Source organism: Niveispirillum irakense DSM 11586 (assembly GCF_000429645.1).
GTDB lineage: Bacteria > Pseudomonadota > Alphaproteobacteria > Azospirillales > Azospirillaceae > Niveispirillum > Niveispirillum irakense.
Genome location: NZ_AUCG01000022.1, coordinates 239,788 through 265,964, shown reverse-complemented (window position 1 = coordinate 265,964; position 26,177 = coordinate 239,788). Strand labels below are relative to the sequence as shown.

The 26,177-nt window shown below is 64.5% G+C and carries 25 protein-coding genes; 17 read left to right on the top strand and 8 right to left on the bottom strand.

The window, feature by feature from the left end:
- The 10 genes from G473_RS29255 (at position 1) to G473_RS30305 (ending at position 8,262) form a co-directional block, all read left to right on the top strand.
- Positions 1–1,251 carry a copper chaperone PCu(A)C domain-containing protein gene (locus tag G473_RS29255; protein ID WP_051330182.1) on the top strand — a complete coding sequence of 417 codons (1,251 nt, stop codon included), beginning with the start codon at positions 1–3 and terminating at the stop codon, positions 1,249–1,251.
- A gap of 130 nt (positions 1,252–1,381) precedes the next feature.
- The gene (locus G473_RS26535; RefSeq protein ID WP_035706787.1) at positions 1,382–1,741 is read left to right on the top strand and encodes a DUF2946 family protein; all 360 of its coding nucleotides are present in this window, start codon (positions 1,382–1,384) and stop codon (positions 1,739–1,741) included.
- Between the two features lie 361 nt (positions 1,742–2,102).
- A complete protein-coding gene (locus G473_RS0111795; protein ID WP_029013268.1) occupies positions 2,103–2,474 on the top strand; it encodes a DUF2946 family protein in 372 nt (123 codons plus the stop codon).
- Positions 2,475–2,527: 53 nt separating this feature from the next.
- Complete coding sequence (locus G473_RS0111790) at positions 2,528–3,067, top strand: DUF2244 domain-containing protein (RefSeq protein WP_084438011.1); 540 nt, start codon at positions 2,528–2,530, stop codon at positions 3,065–3,067.
- Between the two features lie 15 nt (positions 3,068–3,082).
- Complete coding sequence (locus G473_RS26530; RefSeq protein WP_051330181.1) at positions 3,083–5,086, top strand: TonB-dependent hemoglobin/transferrin/lactoferrin family receptor; 2,004 nt, start codon at positions 3,083–3,085, stop codon at positions 5,084–5,086.
- 14 nt (positions 5,087–5,100) lie between these two features.
- Positions 5,101–5,988, top strand: coding sequence for an MbnP family copper-binding protein (locus tag G473_RS26525; protein WP_051330180.1), 888 nt, complete (start codon positions 5,101–5,103; stop codon positions 5,986–5,988).
- The gene (locus G473_RS0111775; protein ID WP_029013266.1) at positions 5,985–7,106 is read left to right on the top strand and encodes a methanobactin export MATE transporter MbnM; all 1,122 of its coding nucleotides are present in this window, start codon (positions 5,985–5,987) and stop codon (positions 7,104–7,106) included. Before G473_RS26525 ends, G473_RS0111775 begins: the two co-directional genes overlap by 4 nt.
- Before the next feature lie 54 nt (positions 7,107–7,160).
- Positions 7,161–7,586 carry a TonB-dependent receptor plug domain-containing protein gene (locus tag G473_RS0111770; RefSeq protein WP_084438009.1) on the top strand — a complete coding sequence of 142 codons (426 nt, stop codon included), beginning with the start codon at positions 7,161–7,163 and terminating at the stop codon, positions 7,584–7,586.
- A gap of 6 nt (positions 7,587–7,592) precedes the next feature.
- On the top strand, positions 7,593–7,760 hold the full coding sequence (locus G473_RS30310) for a hypothetical protein (protein WP_154667374.1): 168 nt from the start codon (positions 7,593–7,595) through the stop codon (positions 7,758–7,760).
- A 241-nt stretch (positions 7,761–8,001) separates the two neighbouring features.
- Positions 8,002–8,262, top strand: coding sequence for a hypothetical protein (locus G473_RS30305; RefSeq protein ID WP_154667373.1), 261 nt, complete (start codon positions 8,002–8,004; stop codon positions 8,260–8,262).
- Between the two features lie 33 nt (positions 8,263–8,295).
- Here G473_RS30305 and G473_RS0111755 read toward each other — a convergent pair whose 3' ends face one another.
- Entirely contained in the window at positions 8,296–9,207 is a 912-nt protein-coding gene (locus tag G473_RS0111755) for a LysR family transcriptional regulator (RefSeq protein WP_029013263.1), read from the bottom strand.
- A gap of 131 nt (positions 9,208–9,338) precedes the next feature.
- Between G473_RS0111755 and G473_RS0111750 the strand changes: the two genes are divergently transcribed.
- From G473_RS0111750 to G473_RS0111725, 6 genes are all read left to right on the top strand, one after another.
- On the top strand, positions 9,339–10,778 hold the full coding sequence (locus G473_RS0111750; protein WP_029013262.1) for an aldehyde dehydrogenase family protein: 1,440 nt from the start codon (positions 9,339–9,341) through the stop codon (positions 10,776–10,778).
- A 137-nt stretch (positions 10,779–10,915) separates the two neighbouring features.
- Complete coding sequence (locus G473_RS0111745) at positions 10,916–12,097, top strand: alanine racemase (protein WP_029013261.1); 1,182 nt, start codon at positions 10,916–10,918, stop codon at positions 12,095–12,097.
- The gene (locus G473_RS0111740) at positions 12,097–12,501 is read left to right on the top strand and encodes a RidA family protein (RefSeq protein WP_029013260.1); all 405 of its coding nucleotides are present in this window, start codon (positions 12,097–12,099) and stop codon (positions 12,499–12,501) included. Before G473_RS0111745 ends, G473_RS0111740 begins: the two co-directional genes overlap by 1 nt.
- A 19-nt stretch (positions 12,502–12,520) precedes the next feature.
- Positions 12,521–13,234, top strand: coding sequence for a cupin domain-containing protein (locus G473_RS0111735; protein WP_029013259.1), 714 nt, complete (start codon positions 12,521–12,523; stop codon positions 13,232–13,234).
- A gap of 54 nt (positions 13,235–13,288) precedes the next feature.
- Positions 13,289–14,611, top strand: coding sequence for an NAD(P)/FAD-dependent oxidoreductase (locus G473_RS0111730; RefSeq protein ID WP_029013258.1), 1,323 nt, complete (start codon positions 13,289–13,291; stop codon positions 14,609–14,611).
- 34 nt (positions 14,612–14,645) lie between these two features.
- The gene (locus tag G473_RS0111725) at positions 14,646–15,848 is read left to right on the top strand and encodes an acetyltransferase domain-containing protein (protein WP_035706783.1); all 1,203 of its coding nucleotides are present in this window, start codon (positions 14,646–14,648) and stop codon (positions 15,846–15,848) included.
- A 440-nt stretch (positions 15,849–16,288) separates the two neighbouring features.
- Here G473_RS0111725 and G473_RS0111720 read toward each other — a convergent pair whose 3' ends face one another.
- Genes G473_RS0111720 through G473_RS0111710 form a run of 3 tightly spaced genes read right to left on the bottom strand, consistent with a single transcriptional unit; the run spans position 16,289 to position 19,694 of the window.
- Positions 16,289–17,365 (bottom strand): tartrate dehydrogenase, encoded by a 1,077-nt coding sequence (locus G473_RS0111720; RefSeq protein WP_029013256.1) that lies wholly within the window; start codon positions 17,363–17,365, stop codon positions 16,289–16,291.
- The gene (locus tag G473_RS0111715; RefSeq protein WP_029013255.1) at positions 17,362–18,834 is read right to left on the bottom strand and encodes an NAD-dependent succinate-semialdehyde dehydrogenase; all 1,473 of its coding nucleotides are present in this window, start codon (positions 18,832–18,834) and stop codon (positions 17,362–17,364) included. The genes G473_RS0111720 and G473_RS0111715 overlap by 4 nt, the downstream gene beginning before the upstream one ends.
- A 2-nt stretch (positions 18,835–18,836) precedes the next feature.
- A complete protein-coding gene (locus G473_RS0111710) occupies positions 18,837–19,694 on the bottom strand; it encodes a GNAT family N-acetyltransferase (protein ID WP_035706780.1) in 858 nt (285 codons plus the stop codon).
- A 235-nt stretch (positions 19,695–19,929) separates the two neighbouring features.
- On the opposite strand from G473_RS0111710, the gene G473_RS0111705 reads away from it, so the two are divergent.
- Positions 19,930–21,405, top strand: coding sequence for an aldehyde dehydrogenase family protein (locus tag G473_RS0111705; protein WP_029013253.1), 1,476 nt, complete (start codon positions 19,930–19,932; stop codon positions 21,403–21,405).
- Positions 21,406–21,555: 150 nt separating this feature from the next.
- On the opposite strand, the gene G473_RS0111700 is transcribed toward G473_RS0111705, so the two are convergent.
- Genes G473_RS0111700 through G473_RS0111685 form a run of 4 tightly spaced genes read right to left on the bottom strand, consistent with a single transcriptional unit; the run spans position 21,556 to position 26,175 of the window.
- Complete coding sequence (locus G473_RS0111700; protein WP_029013252.1) at positions 21,556–22,701, bottom strand: NAD(P)/FAD-dependent oxidoreductase; 1,146 nt, start codon at positions 22,699–22,701, stop codon at positions 21,556–21,558.
- Between the two features lie 2 nt (positions 22,702–22,703).
- A complete protein-coding gene (locus G473_RS0111695; protein ID WP_029013251.1) occupies positions 22,704–24,095 on the bottom strand; it encodes an FAD/NAD(P)-dependent oxidoreductase in 1,392 nt (463 codons plus the stop codon).
- Positions 24,077–24,388: a (2Fe-2S)-binding protein gene (locus tag G473_RS30300; protein ID WP_029013250.1), complete on the bottom strand. Its 312-nt coding sequence runs from the start codon at positions 24,386–24,388 to the stop codon at positions 24,077–24,079. The genes G473_RS0111695 and G473_RS30300 overlap by 19 nt, the downstream gene beginning before the upstream one ends.
- Complete coding sequence (locus G473_RS0111685) at positions 24,385–26,175, bottom strand: ABC transporter ATP-binding protein (RefSeq protein WP_029013249.1); 1,791 nt, start codon at positions 26,173–26,175, stop codon at positions 24,385–24,387. The genes G473_RS30300 and G473_RS0111685 overlap by 4 nt, the downstream gene beginning before the upstream one ends.
- Positions 26,176–26,177 lie beyond the last annotated feature (2 nt).

Here is a 26,177-nt window from a genome sequence, read left to right as displayed (position 1 = left end):
ATGTTCCACACGGTTGCCGCCCTCTTCAAGGCTGTGGGCTATGCTGCGGCGCTGACCGCTGCTGGGACTGTGATGGCACGCGCATCGCTCGCGCGCGGCCTGCCGGCGGTACCGACGACCCTCGGGTTGACGCGGTGGGCCGGGGTGGTGCTCTCGGTCACCGCCTGGGCCACGGCGCTGCTGTTCTTTCTGCGTCTGGGTGGCGACGGGAGTTCCGCGACCCTGAAGGCCATATTTCTGTCGCCGCTGGGTGCGGCGCTGGGTCTGCAAATGATCGGCGGATTGTGGGTGGCGGTATACGCGAAACGTGCCGTCGCATTGGCCGGTGCGCTGCTGATCCTTGGCGCATTCGGCGTTGTCGGCCATTCCGCATCGCATGGCTTGCAGACATCGGTGACGGTGGTTCTGCATGTGACGGCAGCCGCCTGGTGGTTCGGCGGATTATGGGTGTTGCTGGTCGCCGGGCGCACGCTTCCGGCCGATAGGTTCGCCGATCTGGTCGGCCGGTTCAGCCGTCAGGCCATGGTGGTCGTGTGCCTTCTCCTTGCCGCTGCCCTGATGACCAGCGCCTTGCTGCTGGAGTTCCGGTTGGTGCCGACGCTTGCCTATCCGCGCGGCTTGCTGACCAAGCTGGCCCTGACCGGCGGCCTGCTCATGCTGGCCGGGATCAACAAGCTGATCCTCACGCCGCGTCTGGCCGTCAGGCCAAAGGCGCGTGTCTGGCTGCGATGGATGATCGCGGCGGACCTGCTGCTGTTTGTCGGTATCATCGCGACGACGGCCTATGTCACCACCTATCTGTCGCCGCATGCGGCAAGCGCCGCCATGCATACTCATCAAGGGCAGTTCCAGGTGGAAGGCCCGATCGGCATCGCTGATCCCTGGGCACCGGCAATGCCCGGCAGTGCCGCGACCGGTGCCGGATACATGGTGATCGTCAACAATCAGCCGGTTGATGACAGGCTGGTGGCTGTCAGCAGCCCCTGGGCCGAGCGTGTGACGCTGCATGCATCGATCATGGAGGATGAGATCGCCCGCATGCGCCGGCTGGAGGCACTGCCGATCCCGCATGGCGGCAGGGTGGTGCTGGAACCGGGCACCTTTCACCTGATGTTCAGCGGCCTTTACGCTCCCTTCGTGGCGGGTGACAGCGTGCCAGTGACGCTCACGTTTGAACAGGCTGGCAGGGTCGATGTGGTGCTTACAGTTCATCCCCTGACCCGACAGCGGCTGCCGGGGCACGAGCATTGAGATGGATCGTTCTTCACAGGGTCCGGCGGTGATGGAAGCAAATGCCGCAGGTGGGGTTGTTGACCCTGCTGACAAATGCCATCACAAGAGGCGTATGGACACGCGCGGACACAGGGGCGGAGCGTTCGGCATGCGGCGGCTGGCCGGCATGATGCTGCTGTGCGCCCTTTTGCTGCGCGGTATGGTCCCCGGCGGTTACATGCCTGATTTCGGCATGGGGGAAGGTACAGGCTTTCTGATCGTCTGTTCGGGCACTGGTGACCTGACCATCGTTGATCCCGATGGCGGACAGGCGCCCGCCAACACGCATCAGGACGGTCTCTGCGCCTTTGCCATGCTGGCAAACGCGTTGCCATTGTTGGCCGCTATAGTGCTGCTGCTCTGGCTGTCGCCCCGGAATGTGCTGTACCGGCTGCCGGACATTGTGCAGGGCACCAGGCGTCTTGCCTGCGCATTGCCTGCCGCGCGGGCACCGCCCGCCCTGGCCTGATACGGGCTTTTCTCCTCAATTTCCATGTACGGCATCGGTGCTCGTGTCACGGACATCGCTATGACCCTCGTCCGCTGTTGATGGACAGGTTCACAGCGACCTGCGCCGCTATTGCCACCCGTGCCGTTCCCCGCACCCTCGGTGTCAAGGGAACGGCATCCTTCTGATCGCCCGCAGGTCAGGCTTCCGGTTGCGTCGTTGCGGTCGGAAAACGGCCTGAATGGCGGGAAAGGCAAGTGGCAGGCCCCGATTTCGTGTGACGCCATTGATGTGCCGCAAGGTGGCGGACGGCCAGAGACTATAGAAAGAAGCGATGATCCGGCGGAGGCGAGAGAAAGGCGAAGGGGGAGCGGCCGCAGCCATGGCATGGCTGCTGTTGCTGGCGTTTGGCCTGCGCGCCCTGCTGGCACCGGGCATCATGCCGGATTTTGCCGCTGATGCCGGATCGCTGGTCACCATCTGCACCCCGCAGGGCGAACGCGCCCTGTCACCGGACGTCGGGCAGGGTGGTCACACCACGCATGCCCAGGCGCCTTGCCTGTTCGCGGCGGCCGGCTTCGCCAACCTGGGGGCGGTGACAGCGCCCACCCTGTCCGTACCGGTCGAATGGGTGCTGTCCGGGCTGGTCTGGATCATCGCCGCCGATCCGGCCCCTTTCGGTCCTGATCGCGCCCATGCGCGCGGGCCGCCGGCCCTTTCCTCCCCGTCGTCGCTTCAGGGTTCCAACGTCTGATCCCAAGGGGATGGGCGGGGGATCGTTCCATCCTTTCGACTGTGGGATCCATCATGACCCCTGGAATGTCGCTGCCTTTCTCCGCCGCTGCAGAGCCGGCGGACGAACGGCCCTTGTTTGATGCCATCATCACCCCGCCGGCCTCCCTGGGCGAGCGTGGTTTCTCCACCTTTATGGCTGTCACGCTCGCCGTCGTCTGTCTGGTCGATCTGGCCCTGATGGCCGCCGGCCTCTGGTGGGCGATCCTGTTCCTGACCGGGAACCTTGTCTTCCTGCTGGCCGCCTTCATCGCCATCCGCAGGGTACGCGAGCGGTCGGAGCGGGTGGTGGTGGAAAGCGGGCAATTGCGGCTGGAACGCCATTGGAAGGGCGGGCCGGGCTGTGCCGACACGCTGCCTCTGTTCGGGTTGCGGCTGGTGCGGGTGCGCGACGGTGCCGGCCATTGCCGCCGCCTGGAATTGCACAGCCGCTCACAGCGCCTGTGTTTCGCCGCTGACCTGACACCCAAGGAGCGGGAGGCCTTTGCCGAGGCGCTGGGCCGCAGCCTGCATCGCGCCGGCTTTGCCATCGCCATGCCCGTTCAGCCCTATTAAAAAGAAAGACCAACAATGACCATGCGAATTTCCGGCCGCAGCCTGCTGCTGGCCGGCCTGTCCCTGGTGGCGCTGAGCCTTCCCACCCAGGCCCAGGATATGCTGGACGAGATCATCGTCACTGCCACCCGCACGCCTGTGCCCCTCCTGGATGTGCCGGCATCGGCCAGCGTCGTCACGGCGGCGCAGTTTCAGGATGCGCAGGCGAACGACCTTGCCACGGTTCTGCGCCGGGTGCCGGGCCTGAATTTCGGCGGCGGCCCGCGTCCCGCCGGGCAAATTCCCGCCATCAGGGGGCAGAGCGGTACCCGCATCATCCTGTCCGTGGATGGGGCGCGGCGTAATTATGCCGGCGGTGTCTATAGCCCGCTGGCCCTGGACCCGGACATGATCCAGCGGGTGGAACTGGTGCGCGGTGCGGCCTCGGCCTCCTATGGCAGTGGCGGCATGGGCGGCGTGCTGGCCTTCACGACGCTGGATCCGGAAGATGTGCTGAAGGAGGGGGCCACGACCGGCGGCCGGATCAAGCTGGGCTATCGCGATGGCAATGACAGCCTGTCGGGCAATCTGACGGCCGGTGCCAAGGCCGACGGGGCCGGCATCATCGCCAGCGGCACCTATCGCAATTATAATGATATCGAAACAGGTGAGGGTGGAACGCTGCTGAATGACGGGCGGCTTTATGCCGGCCTGTTGAAGGGCACCTATGATTTCGGCCAGGACAGCCGGGTCGAACTGTCCTACAAGCGCCAGGACGATCACCTGCTGGGGCCGAACAATCCCTCTGGAAACAACAGCTTCCAGCTTCGCCAGCTTCTGAAGCGCGATCAGGAAGAGGCGGTGGCCAGTCTGGTTCTGCGCCAGGGCGACTGGCTGGACGCTACCGCCACCGCCTATTACAACGACCTGCGCATCGACACGGAAAGCCGGGCCGCCACACCCGTTTCCCCCACCGCCATCCGGGTGGAGACGCTGGGCGGCAGCCTGCAAAACAGTAATCATTTCGATACCGGATCGTTGCTGTCGCACCGCCTGACCTATGGCGTCGACGGGTATGAGGACCGGTATCGGGATCGCACGGGTGGCCAGCCCAATGCCGTCAATCCCGATGGCAAGGCCGGCACCGTCGCCGCCTTCGTTCAGGATGAATTGCGCATTGCCGAGCAATGGACCCTGACGGGGGCGCTGCGCTATGACAGCTACACCCTGTCGCCCAAGGGCCAGACCAAGACCGATAAGGACCGGCTGACCCCGAAGGTCAGTCTGCAATGGCGGATCAACCCGGCCTTCAGCCTGTATGGCGCCTATGGCAAGGGCTACCGTCTGCCGGGCTTCGGGGAGGCGTTCAGCAACCTGTCCACCCGTCAGGCCCTGTTCAATTTCCGCCCCAATCCCGCGCTGCGTCCGGAATCCAGCCAGGATTACGAGTTGGGCGGCAGCCTGAACCTGACCGATCTGGCCTTTGACGGCGATGTGCTGCGCGTCAAGGCCAGCTGGTTCACGGAGGATGTGAAGGATCTGATCGACCGGCGCACGGTCGGCACCTATGTCCGGCAGACGCCGTTTGTCGGCACGGGCCTGATTTTCCAGAGCCAGAATGTATCGCGGGCTGAACGGGAAGGGGCGGAGGTCGAGATCGCCTATGGCGTCGGCCCTGTCGATCTGGGGCTGGCCCTGTCGCGCCTGCGGGCCAAGGACAAGGCGACGGGGGCGGGCCTGTTCGCCCCGCCGGACAAAGCTGTGCTGACGCTGGCCTATGATCTGGGCCAGGGCTGGCGGGCCGTCAGCGCCACGCAATTCGTGGACAAGCAGCAGCGCGACGCCACGGTCCTGCGCCGCCGCGATGGCTATGTCGTGCAGGATCTGGGGATCAGTTGGGATCAGGGCTGGCTGCGTCTGGACCTGGGCGTCAGCAACCTGCTGGACAAGGCCTATGTCACCTATCAGCAGGCCCAGACGGACACCTTCACCTATGAGGAGGGCCGCAGCGTGAACGCCACCGCGACCCTGCGTTTCTGAGAAAGGGTCAAACCATGTGGACCATGATGAAGGGGCGGCGGTTGGCCGCCCCCCTGATGCTTGCCCTGGCCCTGGCCGGTTGCGCCACCCCGCCGCCCGAGGGCGACCGGCCCGTTGCGCTGCGCTTCGCGATGGACGCAGCCTGTGGCCGGGACCTTGCCGGTATCGCCCCCGTGCCGGTGCAGGTGCGTGATGCGCGGCTGTTTGTGTCGGAGGTGGCGCTGATCGACAGGGCGGGGCGGGCGGTGCCGGTCACGCTGGACCAGAATGTCTGGCAGCATCAGGGCACGGCGCTGCTGGATTTCGAGGATGCGACGCAGGGCTGCACCGGCACACCGGACCTTAACGACCGGATCACCGGCACGGTGAAGGCGGGTGATTATACGGGGGTGGCTTTCACCATCGGCGTGCCACCGGCCCTGAACCACAGCGCTTACGAACAGGCGCCGGCGCCGTTCGACCTGACGGCCATGGGGTGGAGCTGGCAGGCGGGCCGCAAGTTCATCAAGATCGAATTGCTGCCCCAAGGCGGGGTGCAGCGCCCCAACGGCACGCCGACCGGCGCCTGGAACGTGCATCTGGGGTCCAGTGGCTGCAAGGGTGACCCGGTAAAGGGGGAAACCGTCACCTGCGCCGCATCCAACCGCATCCCCGTGCGGCTGGAAAGGTTCGACCCGGCGCGCGATGTGATCGATATCGACCTGAAGGCCCTGTTCGCCGGCACCGATCTGACGCGCGACGGCGGCGGGGCTGTCGGTTGCATGAGCGGCCCCAGCGATCCCGATTGCACCGTCCTCTTCCAGGCGATGGGCCTGCGCCTGAAGCCGACGGTGGAGGGTGGCACCGATGGCGGGCAGCCGCTGCCGGAAGGGCAACGCTTCATCAAGGCGGTGCGGCCGTGAGGTGGCTGGCGGCGGTCCTTCTGCTGGTGATGGCGGCGATGGCGTCCCCGGCACCGGCGGCGGAACCGGCCTGGGTCTGGAACCTGCCGGCCGATGTGCCGCCGCCGGTGGTGCCCGACGACAATGCGATGAGCGAGGCCCGGTTCCAGCTTGGCCGCCGCCTGTTCTATGACGTGCGGCTGTCGGGCGGAGGCAACCTGTCCTGCGCCAGTTGCCATCTCCAGCATCTGGCCTTCACCGATGGCAAGGTGCTGGGCATCGGCACGACGGGGGAGGCGACGGCCCGTAACCCGCAGGGATTGGCCAATGTCGCATGGTTGCCGACCCTGACCTGGGCGAACCCGGCCCTGGTCACGCTGGAACGCCAGATGGAGGTGCCGTTATTCGGGGAGCATCCCGTGGAGATGGGCATCAACGATGCCAACCGCCCGGAAATCCTGGAAAGGATAAAGGCCGACCCGCTCTATCAGGCGGGCTTTGCCGATGCCTATCCGGGAGAGCCGCTGGGTTTCGCCACCATCATCAAGGCCATCGCCAGCTTCCAGCGGGCCATTACCTCCTTCAATTCCCGCTATGACCAGTATCTGCGCGGGGAGGCGGAATTGAGTGCCGCCGAGGAACGGGGCCTGACCTTGTTCTTTGGGGAGAAGGCGGAATGTTTCCACTGCCATGGCAGCTTCAATTTCAATGACCAGATCCGGCATGTCAGAAGCCGCGTCGTCGATCTGCCCTTCCACAATACCGGACAGTTCAACGTTGACGGCAAGGGCGCCTATCCGCTGGGCAATGAAGGCTTGTTCGAGCATACGGGCAAGCAGGCCGATCACGGTGCCTTCCGCGCGCCGAGCCTGCGCAATGTCGAGGTGACCGGCCCCTATATGCATGATGGCGGTGTGCCCAGCCTGGAACAGGTGCTGGACAATTACGCCGCCGGGGGCCGCGTCACGCAAAGCGGTCCGGATGCCGGGGATGGGCGGCTGAATCCGCACAAAAGCGACCTGATCGCCGCCATCGACCTGACACCCGCCGAACGTGCCGACATCATCGCCTTTTTGAAAACCCTGACCGACCGGGAATTGCTGACCAATCCCCGCTTCGCCGACCCGTTCGCGCGGTGACGGCAAGGCCGGCACCTGACCAACCAATCAATCAGAACAATCCCCTGGGGCATCATGAATAACCTATTTTCTTTCCGCCGGATGATCCTGGCCGGCCTGTCGCTGTCCGCCCTGATGGCGCATGCGACCCTGGCGGCGGCGCAGGACAAGACGGACGAGACCGTGGCGCTGCCGCGGATCTCCGTTACCGACAGCGTCCGTTCAGGGGGCGCACCGACGGCGGCCGAAACGGACGGGACCGGTTCCTACACCAGTTCCGCCGCCACTCTGATGGGCAAGGAAGCCGTATCGATCAAGGAAATCCCCAGTTCCGTTTCCGTCATCACCCGTCAGGTGATGGATGACTGGAACATGGTCACGCTCTATGACGCGCTGTCGCAGGCGACCGGCGTCACCGCCATTCCCAATGATGGCACGCAGGCCCAGTACAATTCCCGCGGCTATGGCATGAATGCCATGTATAACGCCATCCCGTCCTAAAATGCCTTGAGCGGTAACCAGCAGTTCGACCTGTCCATCTATGACCGGGTGGAGGTGCTGCGGGGCACGGCCGGCATGCTGATGGGCACCGACCCCAATCCCGGCGGCACGGTCAATTCGGCGCTGGATGCCTTGCTGGACAATGTCACGGCGGATAATCACCTGATCGGCTAGTTCGTGATCGATGCCATCTGCCATGAGGTGCTGACCGGTGTTGATTATAGCCGGTCCAGCACTGTCAGCGCCCAGCGTACCGGTACGGCAACGCGCCTGGATATCTTTGATCCCCAATACAATGTGGCGATCCCCGCTCTGGGAGCCGCCGGCACGACGCGTCAGCGTCTGGAACAGACGGGGTTTATAAGCAGGAACGGGCCAACTTGGCCCCTGGTGGCGCTGTTGTCGGCGCCCGGTATTGCGTGGATATAAGCGCGACGGCTGCGACCGGGGGACGACGGAGGGGGAGCCGTCGCGCACCTCCTGCCGTACCGGTCTTTCCTATGTCACCGATTTCGGTGTGGCCCCCTATATCGCCTATGCCATCTCTTTCACGCCGGTGATCGGGGTGGAGGCTGCGACTGGCCAGTACTACCGACCACTGCTGCAAAGCCTTGAACAAGCGCGTCGGTCAGCCCTGGCGCGTCATGACCATCGGCCGACGTTCGTGGGCATATAGGCTCTAAATAATGCAGAATGGTATAAGTCATGTTCATTCCCCAAATAGCCAGGGTGGCGAAGAAAGTGCCTCCCGCAATGTTTGAAGAAATACATTGGCCCGGCTGCTGCGGCCCCGGCGAGCATGGAGCAATGCCACGACATCGGCCGCAGGGGGCGACCATTGCGGCAGCACCTCGTGGAGCCGGCCTGCGGCAAGGTGGTGGGCCACGTCCCATTCGCTTCTTATGATGATGCCGGCGCCCGAAAGCGCCCAGTCGCGAATGACTTCACCGTCATTGGTCGACATGGTCGGCTTGATCCTTACCGTTGCACTGCCCTGTGTGGGGTGCGTGAACCGCCACAGCGTTACATCCTCGTTATTTTCACGAAGGGCAAGACAACGGTGGAGTGTCAGATCCTCTGGTTTGTCGATAGGCGGGTTGTTTTCCAGATAATGGGGCGCGGCACAGAGAATGCGGCGATTGGTGGCAAGGGTCGTCACCAACCGATCGCTTTCCGGCAGGGTGCCGATATGGACCACGATGTCCCAACTCTCCGACATCTGCCGTATCGGACTGTCCGACAACTCCAACGTCACGGTGGCGGCGGGGTGGCGCTGGGCAAAATCCTGCACGATGGGGGCAACATACCGCCGGCCGAAGCCGTGGGGTGCGGCGATCCTGAGATGCCCACGCACCTGGGTCGTCCGGCGGGCAAGGCGTTCGGACAAATCGTCCATCGCTTCGATAATGACGCTTCCCTCCGATGCGAGCAGTTCCCCTTCATCGGTGAGAGTGAGGCCGCGTGACGTCCGATCGACCAGAATCACGCCCACACGTGCCTCCAGCGCACGAAGGCGCTGGGTTACCGCAGGCGCCGTGACATTCAGTCTTCGCGCTGCCTCCGCCAATGATTGGGAAGCGGCAATCATGGCGAAGAAGGTCAGATCATCGGTAGAGATCATAAGGCAGACCTTAATTAAACATGAAGATATGCTTAATGGAAGTCTTCATGTTTTTGCACGATCCTTCTATTGGTGCAATGCCCTGGGACCTATGGTTCCATCTAACAATGGCGGTCGCAGGAAGGTCGGTCATGGAGTTCACGGTCTGCGATAAGCATTATATCGGCGGGCGCTGGACCGCCCCGTCAAAGGCCGGGGACAGCCTGCCGGTGATCAATCCGGCAACAGGGATGCCGTTGGGCCGGGTCGCGTGTGGCAGCGGCGAGGATGTCGATCATGCCGTTGCCGTGGCGCGCGCTGCCTTTCCTTCATTCTCGACCAGTTCGGTGGCCGACCGCGCCGCGCTTCTCACCCGCATACTGGGATTGATGGAGGAGCGGTCGGAGGAACTGGCCCGCGCGATCAGCGCCGAAATGGGTGCGGCGATCACCTTCTCGCGGGCGTCGCAGGTTCCCTTTGGTATCGCGCATGTCCGCGCTGCCATCGAGGTGCTGGGGACCTATGCCTTCATCCGCCAGCAGGGAACGACGGCGATCATCAAGGAGGCCATCGGCGTCTGCGGGTTGATCGCGCCCTGGAACTGGCCGCTATATCAGGTCACTGCCAAGGTTGCGCCGGCCATCGCGGCGGGATGCACGATCGTGTTGAAGCCGAGTGAGATGTCGCCGCTCAGCGCCAATCTCTTCGCCCGGATCATGCATGATGCCGGGACCTCACCGGGCGTGTTCAACCTTGTCCATGGCACCGGCCCGCAGGTGGGGGCACCGCTGGCAGCACACCCGGATGTGGATATGATCTCCATCACCGGATCAACCCGTGCCGGCATTCTGGTTGCGCAAGCCGCGGCCCCGACGGTGAAACGGGTCACCCAGGAACTGGGCGGCAAATCGCCCAACATCCTGCTGGACGATGCCGATTTCGAGCGTGTCGTGCCGTTGGGCGTGGCATCGGCCTTTCGCAATGTCGGGCAGTCCTGCAGCGCCCCCACCCGCATGCTGGTTCCGGCCAATCGGTTGGCACAGGTTGAGGAACTGGCGGCGAAGGCTGCCGCCGCCATGACGGTGGGTGATCCGATGGAGGAGGGCACGGTTCTCGGCCCCGTTTCCACCCCGGCCCAGTTCGACAAGGTGCAGGCCATGATCGCCATCGGTCTGGCGGAAGGGGCGAAGCTTGTCTGTGGCGGGCCGGGTCGGCCCGAGGGGCTGGAGCAAGGCTATTTCGTCCGCCCGACGATCTTTTCCCAGGTCCGATCCGACATGCGCATCGCCCAGGAGGAAATTTTCGGGCCTGTCCTGTGCCTGATCCCCTATGCCGATGAGGAAGAGGCGGTCGCCATCGCCAATCACACGGTTTACGGTCTGGGATCGCACATCCAGTCCGCTGATCTTGACCGCGCCCGGCGGATCGCATCGCGGATCAGGGCAGGGCAGGTCCATATCAACCATCCGGCCTGGGACGCCCACGCCGCCTTCGGCGGCTACAAACAGTCCGGAAATGGTCGTGAATATGGGGCGTTCGGCATGGAGGAATATCTGGAGACCAAGGCGGTCCTTGGCTATTTCCCACCATGACCGGCGGCGCTCCCTTCTGCTTGCGCGCCTGCATAAGGCATTAATGCCAGCCTTATCCAAACATACAGAAATCGTTAATTGTGCCGCGTTGGTCGCGGACGCAAGAATAAGACGACCCTATCTGCGAGGACCTATCTGTGACGCACGCTGACACTCTGACGAACCCTGATACGGCCACGGGGCCGGTACGGCTGGCAGATCTTGAAACGCCCTGTCTGATCCTGGATGCCGACCGTATGGAGCGCAACATTGCGCGTCTGCGGCAGCGGCTGGCTTCCTTGGGTGTTTCGCTGCGCCCGCATCTGAAGACCGCAAAATCGGTCGAAGTGGCACGTCGGGTGATGACAAGTGCTGAAGGTCCGGCCACGGTCTCCACCTTGAAGGAGGCCGCCTATTTCGCCGCGGCCGGCGTCAGGGACATGATCTATGCCGTCGGCATCGCGCCGGCCAAACTTGCCAAGGTGCTGCAGCTTCGCCTGGACGGCGTTGATATCGCGGTGGTCCTGGATACGGTGGAGCAGGCCGAGGCCGTGGCGGCCGCATCAAAGGCGGCGGGCCATGCCATCCCGGCCCTGATCGAAATTGATTGCGACGGCCATCGGTCGGGCGTGCTGCCCGGTGATGCGGCCCGTCTGGTGGCCATCGGGCGGGCGCTTGTCCAGGGGGCGGCGCTTCGCGGTGTGCTGACCCATGCCGGTGCCAGCTATGGTGCCCGCACCGAACAGGCGCTGATTGAGGCGGCATCCCAGGAGCGTCGCGCCGTGGTCCAGGCGGCGCAGACACTGCGTGATGCCGGTCTGCCGTGCCCCGTGGTCAGTGTGGGCTCCACCCCCACGGCCCATTTCGCCACCGACCTTGCCGGCGTCACGGAAGTGCGGGCCGGCGTGTTCGTCTTCTTCGATCTGGTGATGGCGGGCATCGGTGTCTGCACGGTGGATGATATCGCCCTGTCGGTGCTGGCCACGGTGATCGGGCACCAGCGGGAGAAGGGCTGGGTGCTTGTCGATGCCGGCTGGATGGCGATGTCGCAGGATCGCGGGACATCCAAACAGCCGGTCAGCCAGGGGTACGGGCTGGTCTGTGACAGCAGCGGCAGGCCCTATGCCGACATCATCCTGGCCGATGCCAACCAGGAACATGGGATCGTGTCTGTCCGGCCCGGCTCCGGAGCGATATTGCCCGACCTGAAGATCGGTGACCGGGTGCGTATCCTGCCCAACCATGCCTGTGCCACCGGCGCGCAGCATAGCGGCTATCAGGTCGTGCGCGGCACATCTGATATCGTCGAGGCAAGCTGGCCGCGTTTCGGGGGCTGGTGATGTCCGGCATGGAAACCATCCTGACCGATGCCGCTCCGGCACCCGCCGGCCATTATGTGCAGGCAGTGCGCGCCGGGGATATGCTCTACATCTCCGGGCAGTTGCCGATCCGGGCGGATCGCCAGCCCTTGCCTGATACCGATTTTGAGACGCAGACCCGTCAGGCCCTTGCCAACATGCTGGAAATCCTGAAGGCGGCAGGTGGAACACCGGCGCATCTCGCCCGGGTGACCGCCTATATCGTGGGCGTCGCCAACTGGCCGGACTTCAACCGCATCTATGCCGAAATGCTGCCCGATGCGCGGCCGGCCCGCACCGTCGTGCCGGTACCTGAATTGCATTACGGTTTTCTGGTGGAAATCGACGCCATCGCGTATTTACCCGTTCCTGTCCCTACGCCTTGATCCTTAAAGGAAATCGACGATGACCAGCACCGACTGCCCCTCCTTTGTGGACCTTGTGGCCTTGGCCGCAAAGCTGGCACCGGATGCCGGGACGGAGCCCTTCGGATCCGGCGCACGGATGGTTCCCGTGCGCGCCGGCCCCTGCGAAGTCTTCGTCACAACGGTCGCGGCCGGCGAGGGAACACATGTCGAGGATGGCGGTGATACCTGGATATTCGTCAGGGATGGCACGCTCACCCTTGAGGTCGGATCGCAGCGGACGGTGATCGGGCCGGGGACCAGTGCGGTGATCGCCAAAGGTACGGCATTGCGCTGGCATGCCGCCCAGCCCTTATCCATCATCGGCATGCGTTATTTGAACGCGGCGGAGGAGGGCAAGGGGATCAGCGTGATCGACAATGCCGCTCCCCTGACGGCCTCCAACCCGCCGGCTGACGACGTCCTGACCAGCGAAAAACCATCCTGCCGTTCGCACAATGTCTTCCGTTCCGCCAGCGGGGAGTTCCAGTGCGGCACCTGGGATTCCACGCCTTATCAGCGCATACCCATCTTTTTCCGCCACAGCGAACTGATGCATCTGCTGGAAGGCGAGGTGACCTTCACCGACGAAGCCGGGCGGACGGGTACCTTCCGTAAGGGCGACACTTTCATCATCGAGCAGGGTGCCCGCTGTAGCTGGGCCAGCTTCGTGCATGTCGCCAAAATCTATGCGCAATTCAAGCCGGCCGCGTGACGCACGGCGCCTGACCGGTATCGATACCTGACCCTCCCCCCTTGAGGCCTCTCCATGGTTCCCGCCGTCCGAACCGTTGCCAGCGATGAAATCCTTCCCCAATCTGTCGATGTCGTGGTGATCGGCGGCGGCATTGTCGGCACCGCTTCGGCCTATTATCTCGCCAAGCGCGGCCTTTCCGTGGCCCTTCTGGAGAAGGGCCACATCGCCTGTGAGCAATCGAGCCGGACCTGGGGCTGGTGCCGGCAGCAGAACCGCGACCCCCGCGAAATGCCGCTGTCGATCCTGTCCATGTCGCTTTGGGATGGGCTGGCGGCTGAAATCGGTCAGGATCTGGGCTTTCGCCGCACCGGTCTGGTCTATGCGACCGACGATGCCGCGATGCTGGCCGGGTGGGAGGCCTGGGGGCCGACGGCGCAGGCGTTTGGCGTTGAAACCTATATGCTGACCGGGGCGCAGGCGGCACAGCGCATCCCGGAAACCCGCCGCAAATGGCTAGGCGGCCTGCACTCCGTCGCGGATGGAAAGGCGGAACCCGCCTGGGCCGCACCGGCCCTGGCCGAAGGAGCACGCGCGCGGGGCGCCACCATCCATCAGAACTGCGCCGTGCGGGGCCTGGACATTACCAATGGCCGTGTGACGGGCGTTCATACCGAAAAGGGCAGTATCCGCGCGGATGCGGTCCTGTGCGCCGCCGGGGCCTGGGCCTCCACCTTCCTGGCCCGCCATGGCGTGGTGTTTCCTCAGGCCAGCGTGCGCCAGACGGCGTTGCGCACAAAGCCGACCCGGGATGTCGGCGATGTGGTCTATTGCCCCGATCTGGCGATGACGCGGCGTCTGGATGGCAGCTACACCCTGGCGATCAGTGGCCGGGCGACGCTGGAACTGACGGCGCAGGGCATGCGTTTCGCGCGCCAATTCCTGCCCCAATTCATCAAGCGTCTGAAAGCGGTGCAGATCGGGGTTGGCAAATCCCTGGTCAGCGGACCGGAATCGCTTCCATCCTGGTTTGGCAGTGATGACCGGATGTTTGAGCGTCAGCGCGTGCTGGACCCGGCCCCGAACCGGCGGCTGGTTCAGGCCATCATGGATAATGTGAAGGGCACCTACCCTGAACTGGCGGGGATCGAGATCGACCATGTCTGGGGTGCCTATGTCGATTGCACGCCGGATGCGGTGCCGGTCGCATCCGGCATTGATGCGGTCGGTGGCTTGTTTCTGGCGGCCGGCTGTTCGGGGCACGGGTTCGGCCTTGGGCCGGGTATCGGTTATCTGATGGCGCAGTTGATCGCCAATGAAACGCCTTCCATCGATCCCACCCATTTCAACCTGTCGCGGCTGGTTGATGGGTCGGCCATCAAGGTCGGCTCGCTTTAGGACATCCCATAATAACAATTCCAGGGGGCACAACATGGGCACGATCGCTATGGCCGCTTCCGGACAGCAGCAATCCGGCATGATCGGAACCGCCGTCAGATCGGCGGGCGCGCGTCTGCGCAGCATTGATGCGCTGCGTGGCTTCGTCATGGTGGTGATGCTGCTGGACCATGTCCGGGAGACATGGTTCCTGCATGTCGATATTGCCGATCCGGTGGACGCGAGCACGGTCATGCCGGCTCTGTTTTTCGCCCGGCTGGCCGCCAGCCTGTGCGCGCCGATCTTCGTGGCCCTGACCGGTCTTGGGGTCTTTCTCTACGCCCGCAACCACACAGCCCAGGAAACAACCTCCTACCTGCTGAAGCGCGGCCTGCTGCTGATGGCGATTGAGGTATTTTTCCTGTCACCGCTTTACTGGGGAATTGCACAGCCGACGCTATGGCTGCAGGTCATCTGGTGTATCGGGGTGTGCATGATCGTGCTGGCCGGCCTGTTCCGGCTGCCGCTGGCTACGCTAATCGTGCTGGGTCTGGTGATTGTCTTCGGCCACAATCTGCTTGATCCCATCCGCCTGACCCCGGATGCACCGCTCCACTGGCTCTGGGCCATGCTGCATCAGCGTGACCTGATCACCTTGCCCCTCGGGCTGGTGGCGAAGACCACCTATCCCGTCCTGGCCTGGATCGGCGTGATCCTGCTTGGCTTTGGGATCGGGCCGTGGTTCCTGCCGCATGTATCTCCACAGGTTCGGCAGCGCCGGTTGTTGCTGCTGGGTGTCGGCATGATCGCCTTATTCATTGGCCTGCGCCTGCTCAACCTCTATGGCGACAAGCCCTGGTTCGTCATTGAAGGTGATCCGGCGCGGACGATGATGAGCTTCATGTCGCTCACCAAATATCCGCCGTCGCTGGACTTCCTGCTGTTTACGCTGGGTGTTGGATCGCTGCTGCTGGCCCTTTTCGAACGCATCCGTGAGGCCGATCTCACCAGCGCCCTGGCGGTGTTCGGCGGCGCCCCGATGTTTTTCTACATCTTCCATCTGTGCATGCTGCGCCTGCTGTACCACACGGCCCTGGCGGTGTGGGGGCCGACCCATGGAACACTGTTCGGCTTCGACAGCTATGGATGGGTGTTCGCCTGGTATCTGGGCCTGATCATTCCGCTCTACATACCAACGGCCTGGTTCGCGCGGTTGAAGGCGCGGCGCAAGGACATCGCCTGGCTCAAATATTTCTGACCAGATGCTGAACGGCGCCAGGATTGGGCTGACGCCCACTTCTAGAGTGTGTCCGGTTTAGTTGGAAACGGACATGGTTCTCACTACCGTCACCCCGGCCTGCGCCGGGGTGACAGTGTAGGTTGATCCAACCTAACCCGGACAAACTCTAAGCGAGTTGATGTTGGACCGCCTGGCTTTGATCGTACGTATCTTGATTTTGACTGGCCGTTCCGGGATGGCGGCATCGCGGCTGATAGAGAGGCCGACAAGGGCCTCTCTTCAAGATTGAGGACACAGGGCGCCCGCTTGGTTGCCGCCCGGTCACGAGAAGACCCAGTCTGATTAAAGTAATCACCAAATAGAAAGACAGGCTGCGCCGCGGAATTGTGCGGTGCAGCCTGTCTGTAGGGGACCTGAAGCGTTCGACCGTCTGACCGGTGGCGGTGCTCTCAGGGCTTTTACCCCAATGCCACTTCCACCGCCTTGCCGCAGGTGATGGTATTGGCCTTGCCCTTCAGGTCGCCGGTGCGTAAGTCCGGTTCGGCCAGCACGCTTTCCACTGCGCGCATGATGCCGGCGGCGGCTTCCGCTTCGCCCAGATGGTCCAGCATCATGGCGGCCGACCAGATCTGGCCGATCGGGTTGGCGATGCCCTTGCCGGCAATATCCGGGGCCGACCCGTGCACCGGCTCAAACAAGGACGGGCCGGTGCCTTTCGGGTTGATATTGCCGGAAGGGGCGATGCCGATGGTGCCGGTGCAGGCCGGGCCCAGGTCGGACAGGATATCGCCGAACAGGTTGGAGCCCACCACCACATCGAACCGGTCCGGGTTCAGCACGAACTGGGCGGTCAGAATGTCGATATGGTACTTGTCCCAGCGCACATCCGGATAGTGCGCTGCCATCGCCTCCACCCGCGCATCCCAGAAGGGCATGGAGATGGAGATGCCGTTGGACTTGGTGGCCGAGGTCAGGTGCCGGTTGGGCCGGCGGTTGGCCAGTTCAAACGCATAGCGCAGCACCCGGTCCACGCCATGGCGGGTCATCACCGTTTCCTGGATGACGATTTCCCGCTCCGTGCCGGGGAACATATGGCCGCCGACGGAGGAATATTCACCCTCCGTATTCTCCCGCACGATCCAGAAATCAATGTCGCCCGGCTGGCGGCCCGCCAGCGGGCAGGGCACGCCCGGCATCAGCCGCACCGGGCGTAGGTTGACATATTGGTCATATTCGCGGCGGAACTGCAGCAGCGAACCCCAGAGCGAAATATGGTCCGGCACCGTGGCCGGCCAGCCGACGGCACCAAAGAAAATCGCGTCAGGCTTGCCGATCTGCGCCTTCCAGTCCTCCGGCATCATCCTTCCATGGCGGGCGTAGTAGTCGCAATTGGCGAAATCATGCCATTGCTGATTGATGGTGAAGCCATAGAGGCTGGCAGCGCGTTCCTGCACGCGCACGCCTTCCGGCATCACTTCGTTGCCGATCCCGTCGCCGGGGATGATGGCAATGTTATAGCTGCGCTTGCTGCTCATGCGCTGTGCCCCAGCTTCAGACCACCAATGTGGAAGGTCTTGGTTTCCAGATATTCGTCAATGCCGGTCGGCCCGCCCTCGCGGCCCAGACCGGATTGCTTGATGCCCCCGAAGGGCGCCATCTCCATGGCGATGGAGCCGGTATTCAGCGCCACCATGCCGGTTTCCAACGCCTCCGCCACCCGGAAGGCGCGGTGCAGGTTTTCGGTATAGAAATAGCTGGCCAGACCGAAGGGCGTGTCATTGGCGATGTGGATCGCCTCTTCCTCCGCCTGGAAGCGGAAGATCGGGGCGACGGGGCCGAACGTTTCCTCCGACGCCAGCCGCATGGTGGGATCGGCCCCGGTCAGCAGCACCGGTGCTGCGAAACGGTCGCCCTTATAGGCCTTTGCCTGCGCACTGACGCGGGCGCCGCGCGATAGCGCGTCGTCCAGATGGGTCTGCACCTTCTCCACCGCAGCGCGGTTGATCAGCGGGCCGGTGGTGACACCCGGCTGGTCGCCCGGCCCCACCTTCAGCGCCGCCACGGCGCGGCCCAGCTTTTCCACAAAAGCATCATGCACGCCATCCTGCACCAGGATCCGGTTGGCACAGACGCAGGTTTGCCCGGCATTGCGGAACTTGCTGGCCATGGTGGCGGCCACCGCCACATCCAGATCGGCATCGTCGAACACGATCAGCGGCGCATTGCCGCCCAGCTCCAGCGACAGGCGCTTCACGGTGTCGGCACATTGCGCCATCAGCAGGCTGCCGATACGGGTGGAGCCGGTGAAGGAGAGCTTGCGCACCAGCGGGCTGCCGGTCAAGGCAGCGCCAATGCCCTGCGGCCGCCCGGTGACGACATTGAACACGCCCGGCGGAATGCCGGCTTGCTCCGCCAGCTTGGCCAGGGCGAGCGCGGTGAACGGCGTCATTTCTGACGGTTTCACCACCACCGGGCAGCCGGCGGCCAGCGCCGCACCGCATTTGCGGGTGATCATGGCGGCGGGGAAGTTCCAGGGCGTGATGATGGCCGAAACGCCCACCGGTTCCTTCATCACCAGGATGCGGCGGTCGGCCTCCGGTGCCGGGATCATGCCGCCCTGGATGCGCCGCGCCTCACCGGCAAACCATTTCACGAAGCTGGCCGCATAGCGTACTTCACCCGCCGCCTCGGCCAGGGGCTTGCCCTGTTCGGCGGTCATGATGCGGGCCAGATCGTTGATATTGGCCAGCATCAGCGCGTGCCAGCGTTCCAGCATGTCGGCCCGGGCCGCTACCGGCAGTGCTGCCCAAGCCGGCCAAGCGGCATTGGCGGCGGCGATGGCGGCATGTGTATCCGCCTCATCCGCGTCAGGCACGGTGCCGATGATGGAACCGGCGGCGGGGTTATCCACATCCAGGGTGCGGCCGGTGGCAGCACCCACCCACTGGCCACCGATCAGGTTGGCCTGGATGAACAAGGTAGGATCGGCAAGGGTCGGCTTCATGATCATCCAAGGGCCTGTGTGACAAGGGAGAAGGTGCGCAATTCGCTGTCGCGCTTGGGCCTGGGTCCGCGCACCATGCGGGTGACGCGGCCGACACATTGCAGGCCCAGCCCATCCAGCCAGGGCGACAGGCCGCTATCTTCCGGGATATCAACACGGCAGAACATGCCGGCATTGGCCCCCAGCCAGTGGGAGATCAGCGCCTTGGCCCCGCCTTCATCCGGGGCCACGGTGGGGCCGACGACATAGCCGCGCCCGAAACGCCGGAACAGGGCAAAGCCCGCTGGCTCATGCGCGCGGGTCAGCATCACGCCGACCGCGCTTTTATCCAGGGTGCTGATCAGGTGGCTGCGATCCATGCCGATGGCGCGGGCATCCATGGCGGTGATGACGGGCCAGTCGCTTTGCCCCATCGGGCGGACCCGTTCATCGGTGATCAGGTCGGGCACCGGCACGGAAAAGGCCGTGCCCTGATGTTGCAGCACCTCACCATCCGCATCGAAGCCCAAGCTGCGATAAAGCGGCGCGCCCTCTGCCGTGGCATGCAGGATGATGGTGCGGTCGCCCAGCTTGTCGATCACCGCCTGCATCAGCTTGCGACCCACCCCGCCGCCCTGGCAGGTGGGGGAGACGATGACCATGCCGAGCGTGGCCACATCCGGCCCGAACGGCCAGCACATGGCGGTGCCCACCACCTCGCCATCCCGCTCCGCCACCACGCCTTCGCCGATCTCCAGGAAGAAGTTCCAATCTTCCAGCAGATGCGGCCAGTTCAGCTCGCGGGACAGCGCATGCGCCTGTGGCAGATCCTCCGGGTTCATCGCCCGCAAGCGGACGATGGGTCGCGTCCCCATTTCCATCCATCACACTCCTCAAAACAAAAGCGGGCGGGCGGCAGCTTGTGCCGCCCTTGGACGTCCCGCTTTTCCTGATCGACAATTCACACCATAGCCGGCTTCGCGTGGCATTCGCTGCCGCGCTGCCGTTTTATTCGGAAGATTGTGGTGTCACGCTTCGCCCCCTGTCCGAACAAATGCCGCGCCGTGGGCTTATTCTGTGCTGCAGATTCAATCGTGCTTGATTAAGGGTCGCACCATGGCCAGTTTCACCCCCGACCAGATCATTCCCACCCACGGTTCCAACATCATCGGCGGGTGCCGGGTGGTGGGACAGGGGCCGGCATTGACGGTGCTGCGCCCGTCCGATGCAAAGCCCTTTGCCGATCTGGATACCGCCAGTGCCGATCAGGTGGACCGGGCGGTGGAAGATGCCGCGCGCGCTTTCAAACAGAGCGACTGGGCGCGGGTGGAGCCGCGTCAGCGCATGAAGGTGCTGCGCCGCTGGGCTGATCTGATTGAAGCTGACATGGATGTGCTGGCCCCGCTGGAGGCCGTTGGCTCCACCCGCACCATCGCGGAAGCACGCGCCTGGGACGTCTGGTACACAGCCGAAACGATCCGCTTTTTTGCCGAATTTGCGGACAAGGTGGGCGGCGATGTGGCCGCCACCAGCCATGACAAGCTGGGCCTGACCATCACCGAGCCTTATGGCGTGATCGCTGCCATCGCCCCCTGGAACCTGCCGCTGGTCATGGCCGGTTGGAAGGTGGCCCCGGCGCTGGCGGCTGGCAATGCCGTAGTGTTGAAGCCCAGCGAGATGACACCCTTCAGCGTGGTACGGCTGGCTGAACTGGCGATAGAGGCGGGCCTGCCACCGGGCTTGTTTAACATCGTGCAGGGCGACGGGCGCCAGGTGGGTGACCCTTTGTGCCGCCACCCGCTGGTATCCAAGGTGACCTTCACCGGCTCCACCCGCACCGGCATCGCCATCATGCAGGCCTGTGCCGAGACGGGGCCGAAGCCGGTGACGCTGGAACTGGGCGGCAAAAGCCCGCAACTGGTCTTTGCCGATGCCAGTGACCTGGACAAAACGGCGGGCATTGTCGCCCGTGCCATCACGCTGAATGCCGGCCAAGTTTGTGTTGCCGGTTCCCGCCTGCTGGTGCAGGAACAGGTGGCCGACCGGGTGATTTCCGCCATCCGTGACCGGTTCCAGGCCCTGCGTCCCGGCCCGACCTGGGAGGCGGGCACCAGCCTTTCCCCCATCATCTCCCACCCCCAGGCCGATCGGATCGACGGCATTGTCAGCCGTACCAAGGCGGCGGGGGCAGAGGTGCTGACCGGCGGCGGCCGGGCATCCGGTCCCCAGGATGGTGCCTTCTATCAGCCCACCCTCCTGGTCGGCGTGACGCGGGAGCATGAGGCAGTGCGGGAGGAGATTTTTGGCCCGGTGCTGACCGTGCAGACCTTCCGGGAGGAAGAGGAGGCCTTCGCCCTGGCCAATGACAGCGGCTTCGGGCTGGCGGCAGGCGTGCATACGGGCGACGTCTCCCGTGCTCTGCGTGCCTTACGGGCGTTGGAGGCGGGCACGGTCTGGGTCAACCGCTATGGCCGTTCCAATGATTTCATCCTGCCCACGGGTGGCTTCAAGAAATCCGGCATCGGCAAGGATCTGGGCCGGGAGGCCTATGAGGCGAACCTGAAATCCAAGACGATGCTGATCGAATTTTAAGGCAGGCGGAAAGTGGCTGCGCCTTTCTGACGGCTTTACTGTCTCCGGAAAGGGCTCGCCACCCTTTCCAGCCGGTGGCACCGTGCCGTGCCATCAGCCGATATGTGGAAAGCGGAATGGCCGACCGGTCGGCCATATCCTGCTGGCCCATCACGCAGACCGACGGAACCGTGCGATATCGTAATGGCTTAGGTCTATCGGGGTCGTTCCGGTATCGATCAGTTCGGCCATCGTTTCCCCCACGCCCGGCCCGATCTGAAAGCCGGAACCCGAAAATCCAAAAGCGTAGAACAGGCCGCTGGTGGTGGCGGAGCGGCCCATCACCGGCAGACTGTCAGGCAGATAGCCTTCAATCCCCGTCCAGACGCGGATGATGTTCAGGTTGGCCAGGGCGGGGGCCAGCCGGCGGATTTGTCTCAACTGCTTCATCGTGTTCTGCGGCAGCACATAGGCGCGGTACTGGTCGGGGTAAGACGGGCCGCGCGTGCTGCCGCCCAGGATGATATTGCCGCGCGCCACTTGGCGGAAATAAACCGTCTCCTCCTCCACCGGGGTCATCACGCCCACGGCGGGGGCAATGGCATAGGGGACGGGTTCCGTCACGCTCATGTTGGGGCCGCGTGGGGTGAGGGGCACCGGCTCCCCGAATTGCTGCGACAGTTTATTGCCCCAGGCCCCGGCGGTGATCAGCAGCACAGGTGCCCGGAAGGTACGGCCATCCTCTGCCGTCACCACGAAATCCGTGCCCTGCTTGGCGGCATGGATGATGCGGGTATTCTCAAACACCTGCGCGCCTGCCCTTTGTGCCGCACGGGCAAAGGCGGGTGCTGTCAGGCGCGGGTTGGCATGGCCATCCAAGGCGGAATAGGAGCCGGCCAGCACATCCGGCCCGAAAAACGGGAAGCGTGCCCGCAGGGCATTGCCGGTCAGCAGTTCCAGATCCAGCCCGACATGCCGGGCTTCGGCTGCATATTCCTCCATCTTGGCGATATTTTCCGGCCGCTCCCGATAACAGACGCGGATATGGCCGGATTGCAGATATTCAACATCCGCCCCCAGCAATTCATTGGCCCGGCGCCAGATGGCAATGGCGCGGTTGGCCAGCGGTAATTGGTGGATGGGCCGGCCCTGGCGGCGGACATTGCCGAAATTGGTGCCGCTGGCCTGCCGCCCCACCAGATCGCTTTCCAGCAGGGTGACGGAACGGCCACGCTGGCGCAGGAACAAGGCGGCGGATGTGCCCATCAGGCCGCCACCGATAATCAGCACATCGCTGACGGAAACAGGGCTTGCCATGATCATTCCTCCCCTTCCGGTGCGATGGCAACCGGCAGCGGCTTTACCGGGGCCTGCCCGCGCAGGCGGCCCACCTGTTCCACCGGGATGTTGGCGCAGGCGGCAATCACCTCCGCCCCGGCATGGCCGCAATAGCGGCCCTGGCACCGGCCCATGCCGACACGGCTGAAGGCCTTGGCGCGGTTCGCTTCCTTCGCCCCGGTTTCATTCACCACCCGGCGCAGGTCGCCCGCCGTTACGGCCTCGCAACGGCAGACGATTGCTTCATCCGGCAGGTTGGCGGCCTGTTCATGCGGCCAGGGGAAGGCGGTGGCAAGGCCACGGGCGAAGCGGGCATAGGATGCCACCTGTCGGCGCAGATGGACCAGCGTCAGCGGGTCCACCTTGTGGCCCAGGTCGGCCAGAGCTGCCAATGCTGCCAACCTGCCGCTGACCTCGGCGGAGCGTGCGCCCAGGATACGCGCACCATCGCCGGCCAGATAGACCCCGGCCACGCTGGCCCGCCCGTCCTGGTCGCGTTTGGGCAGCCATTGGCGGGTCTTGGCATCAAAGGCGAAGTCGCAGCGGGCTAGATCAGCCAACTGGGTTTCCGGGCGAAGGTGATAGCCCAGCGCCACGGCATCGGCGGCGAAATCACGTTCCGTGCCATTGGCCAGCCGCACGCGCACGCCATTGACGCCATTTTCGGCATTCCCTGTGATTTCCAGCGGCGTCACCCCGGTCAGCACCGGCACGCCCGCTTTCGCCAATGCACGGGTCAGTGCCACGCCATCGGCCAGGATGCCCGGCTGGGCGATCAAATCCACCGCCGCGCGCAGCCGGTTGCTCAAGGGGGAGGTATCCAGCACCGCGGCAACCTTGGCACCCGCCTTCACATATTGGCTGGCCACCAGATAAAGCAGCGGCCCGCTGCCCATGAACACTACCCTGGCGCCGATGGCGCAGGCCTGTGCCTTCAGCGCCACCTGTGCGGCCCCCAGACTATAGGCCCCGGCATAATGCCAGCCCTTGACCGGCATCAGCCGGTCGGTGGCCCCGGTACATAGGATCAGGGCATCATAGGCCAGTGTGGCATAGCCGCGCTCGGATGCCGTCCAGACCTGCCCATCGGCAATGTTCCAGACCAGCGTGTCGGGCCGGTAATCCACCGTCGCCGCGATGGCATCGAAACCATCATGCACCGCCTGGGCGCGCGCGGCCTCCGTGCCATAAAGCGCTTCATGGCTGCGGCGGAAATTGGTGGGCTGGCGGCGGTAAATCTGGCCGCCGGCACGGGCCGCCTCGTCAATCACCACCGGGCGGATGCCGGCTTCTAATAACGTTTGCGCAGCACGCACGCCGGCGGGTCCCGCCCCCACCACCACAATCCGGGGGGTTAGTTCGCGGTCGGCCATGATGCCCCCGGCTGGCTGGTGGAAAGGCGCAAACCGGCGCTGGCGGGGGTAGAGCAGGCGCGTAGGCGGCCCCCATCCTCTGTCCAGACCCAGCAATCCTGACAGGCAGCCATCAGGCAGAAACCGGCGCGTTTGCCATCGCCAAATTCCGATGTGCGCAGCACCCGACCGGCGGCCAGCATGGCCACCATCAGCGTGTCACCCTCCATCGCCGTCACCGGCTGGCCGTCCACATAAAGGGTCAGTGACGGGCGGTCCTGTTCGGCCAGCCGCACGAAACGTCCTTGGGTCAATTCACCACCTCCGGGTGATGGCACAGAATGTCGCTGCCGCCGGGCAGGTGACGGCGCGGCGGGGTAAAATGGGTGCATAGCCCGTCGATACGGGCGCTGCAGCGCGGCAGGAACCGGCAGAGATCGGCCCCTTCCAGCGCCGGCCCGATGGCGGGCGGGGGAGGCCTTGTCGCCTGTTCCTCCAGCCAGCCGGCCCGCAATTCCGGAACGGAGCCGACCAGCAGATCGGTATAGGGATGGAAGGGCGGGGCCTGATAGGCACTGCGTGGCCCCATCTCCACTGCCATGCCGCCATACAGCACCATGATATCGTCGCAGATGGCCCGCACCGTGCCGATATCATGGCTGATGAACATATAGGCCAGCCCCAGTTCGCGCCGCAGGTCGGCCAACAAATCCAGGATGGCAGCCCCAACCACTGTATCCAGGGCGGATGTCACCTCATCACACAGGATCAGGTCGGGCTTGGCGGCCAGCGCGCGGGCGAGGTTGATGCGCTGTTTCTGCCCGCCGGACAGGCCGCTACAGGCGCGGTCGGCCAGATTGGCGGGCAGGCGGATCAGATCCAGCAATTCGGCCACGCGCTTCTGTTGTGCTGCCCCTTTCAGCCCATGATAGAAGCGCAGGGGCCGGCCCAGGATGTCGGCCACGCTATGGGCGGGGTTCAGGGCTGTGTCGGCATTCTGGAACACAAGCTGGATGCGGCGGAACTGGTCGCGGCTGCGCTGTTCCAGCCCGCCGGGCAGGCGCGCCCCGGCGAAATTAACCGACCCGCTGGCCGGCCGGATCAGGCCCGCCACCACGCGGGCCAGTGTGGATTTGCCCGATCCGCTTTCCCCGATCACGCCCAGGGTGGCCCCCTTGGCGATGGACAGGCTGATATCGCGCAGCACGGGGATTTCCGGTCGGCCCCCGCTATCCACCTTGCCATAGCCGGCGAACAGGCCCTTGATTTCCAGCAAGGGCGCCTTGGTCGGGGCCGCCACCGGGGCCGGCTTGGGGGCAGGGCGGGCGGCTGCCATCAGGGTGCGGGTATAATCATCCGCCGGGCTTTGCAGTATCTGGGTGGCGGCCCCGGCTTCGCGTATCCGGCCCTTGTTCAGCACCAGGATCTGATCGGCCATCTGTGCCACCACGGCCAGATCGTGCGACACATAGATAGCGGTGGCCCCCTGGCTGGCCACGGCGTGCTTGAAGGCGCGCAGCACCTCAATCTGTGTGGTCACGTCCAGGGCGGTGGTCGGCTCATCCAGGATCACCAGTTCCGGCCCGGTGATCAACGCCATGGCCGCCATTAACCGTTGTAACTGCCCACCGGAAAGCTGGTGCGGATAACGGCTACCGATGCTATCCGGCTGGGGCAGGGCCAGCGCCCTGAACAGGGAAATGGCCTTGGCTTCCGCACTCTTGCGGTCCATCCGGCCATGGATCAGGGCCGGCTCCACCACCTGATCCATGATGCGCTTGGACGGGTTGAAGGAGGCGGCGGCACTTTGGGCGATATAGGCGACCCGGTCGCCGCGCAAGGCCGCCAGCCCCTCCTCGTCCAGCGCCCGGATATCGGTATCGCCCAGCCTTATGCTGCCGCCGGCAATGCGGCAGCCACTGCGGGCATAGCCCATCAGGGTCAGGGCGATGGTGGTCTTGCCCGACCCGCTTTCCCCGATCAGGGCCAGCACACCGCCGCGCGGGATGGTGAAATCCACCCCCTCCACAATGGTGATGGCGCTGTCATCCTTGCCCCCGGCGGTGACGCGCAGACCCTTGACCTCCACATGCGGTTCCATGG

Excerpts from the sequence above, each read along its gene's own strand:
- G473_RS0111790 (WP_084438011.1), top strand. The coding sequence starts at position 2,528 with ATGACCCCTGGAATGTCGCTGCCTTTCTCCGCCGCTGCAGAGCCGGCG.
- G473_RS0111715 (WP_029013255.1), bottom strand. The coding sequence starts at position 18,834 with ATGAAGCCGACCCTTGCCGATCCTACCTTGTTCATCCAGGCCAACCTG.
- G473_RS0111740 (WP_029013260.1), top strand. The coding sequence starts at position 12,097 with ATGTCCGGCATGGAAACCATCCTGACCGATGCCGCTCCGGCACCCGCC.
- G473_RS29255 (WP_051330182.1), top strand. The coding sequence starts at position 1 with ATGTTCCACACGGTTGCCGCCCTCTTCAAGGCTGTGGGCTATGCTGCG.
- G473_RS0111720 (WP_029013256.1), bottom strand. The coding sequence starts at position 17,365 with ATGAGCAGCAAGCGCAGCTATAACATTGCCATCATCCCCGGCGACGGG.
- G473_RS0111735 (WP_029013259.1), top strand. The coding sequence starts at position 12,521 with ATGACCAGCACCGACTGCCCCTCCTTTGTGGACCTTGTGGCCTTGGCC.
- G473_RS26525 (WP_051330180.1), top strand. The coding sequence starts at position 5,101 with ATGTGGACCATGATGAAGGGGCGGCGGTTGGCCGCCCCCCTGATGCTT.
- G473_RS0111725 (WP_035706783.1), top strand. The coding sequence starts at position 14,646 with ATGGGCACGATCGCTATGGCCGCTTCCGGACAGCAGCAATCCGGCATG.
- G473_RS0111705 (WP_029013253.1), top strand. The coding sequence starts at position 19,930 with ATGGCCAGTTTCACCCCCGACCAGATCATTCCCACCCACGGTTCCAAC.
- G473_RS26530 (WP_051330181.1), top strand. The coding sequence starts at position 3,083 with ATGACCATGCGAATTTCCGGCCGCAGCCTGCTGCTGGCCGGCCTGTCC.
- G473_RS0111730 (WP_029013258.1), top strand. The coding sequence starts at position 13,289 with ATGGTTCCCGCCGTCCGAACCGTTGCCAGCGATGAAATCCTTCCCCAA.
- G473_RS0111750 (WP_029013262.1), top strand. The coding sequence starts at position 9,339 with ATGGAGTTCACGGTCTGCGATAAGCATTATATCGGCGGGCGCTGGACC.
- G473_RS0111795 (WP_029013268.1), top strand. The coding sequence starts at position 2,103 with ATGGCATGGCTGCTGTTGCTGGCGTTTGGCCTGCGCGCCCTGCTGGCA.
- G473_RS26535 (WP_035706787.1), top strand. The coding sequence starts at position 1,382 with ATGCGGCGGCTGGCCGGCATGATGCTGCTGTGCGCCCTTTTGCTGCGC.
- G473_RS0111755 (WP_029013263.1), bottom strand. The coding sequence starts at position 9,207 with ATGATCTCTACCGATGATCTGACCTTCTTCGCCATGATTGCCGCTTCC.
- G473_RS0111700 (WP_029013252.1), bottom strand. The coding sequence starts at position 22,701 with ATGGCAAGCCCTGTTTCCGTCAGCGATGTGCTGATTATCGGTGGCGGC.
- G473_RS0111685 (WP_029013249.1), bottom strand. The coding sequence starts at position 26,175 with ATGGAACCGCATGTGGAGGTCAAGGGTCTGCGCGTCACCGCCGGGGGC.
- G473_RS0111710 (WP_035706780.1), bottom strand. The coding sequence starts at position 19,694 with ATGGAAATGGGGACGCGACCCATCGTCCGCTTGCGGGCGATGAACCCG.
- G473_RS0111770 (WP_084438009.1), top strand. The coding sequence starts at position 7,161 with ATGAATAACCTATTTTCTTTCCGCCGGATGATCCTGGCCGGCCTGTCG.
- G473_RS0111695 (WP_029013251.1), bottom strand. The coding sequence starts at position 24,095 with ATGGCCGACCGCGAACTAACCCCCCGGATTGTGGTGGTGGGGGCGGGA.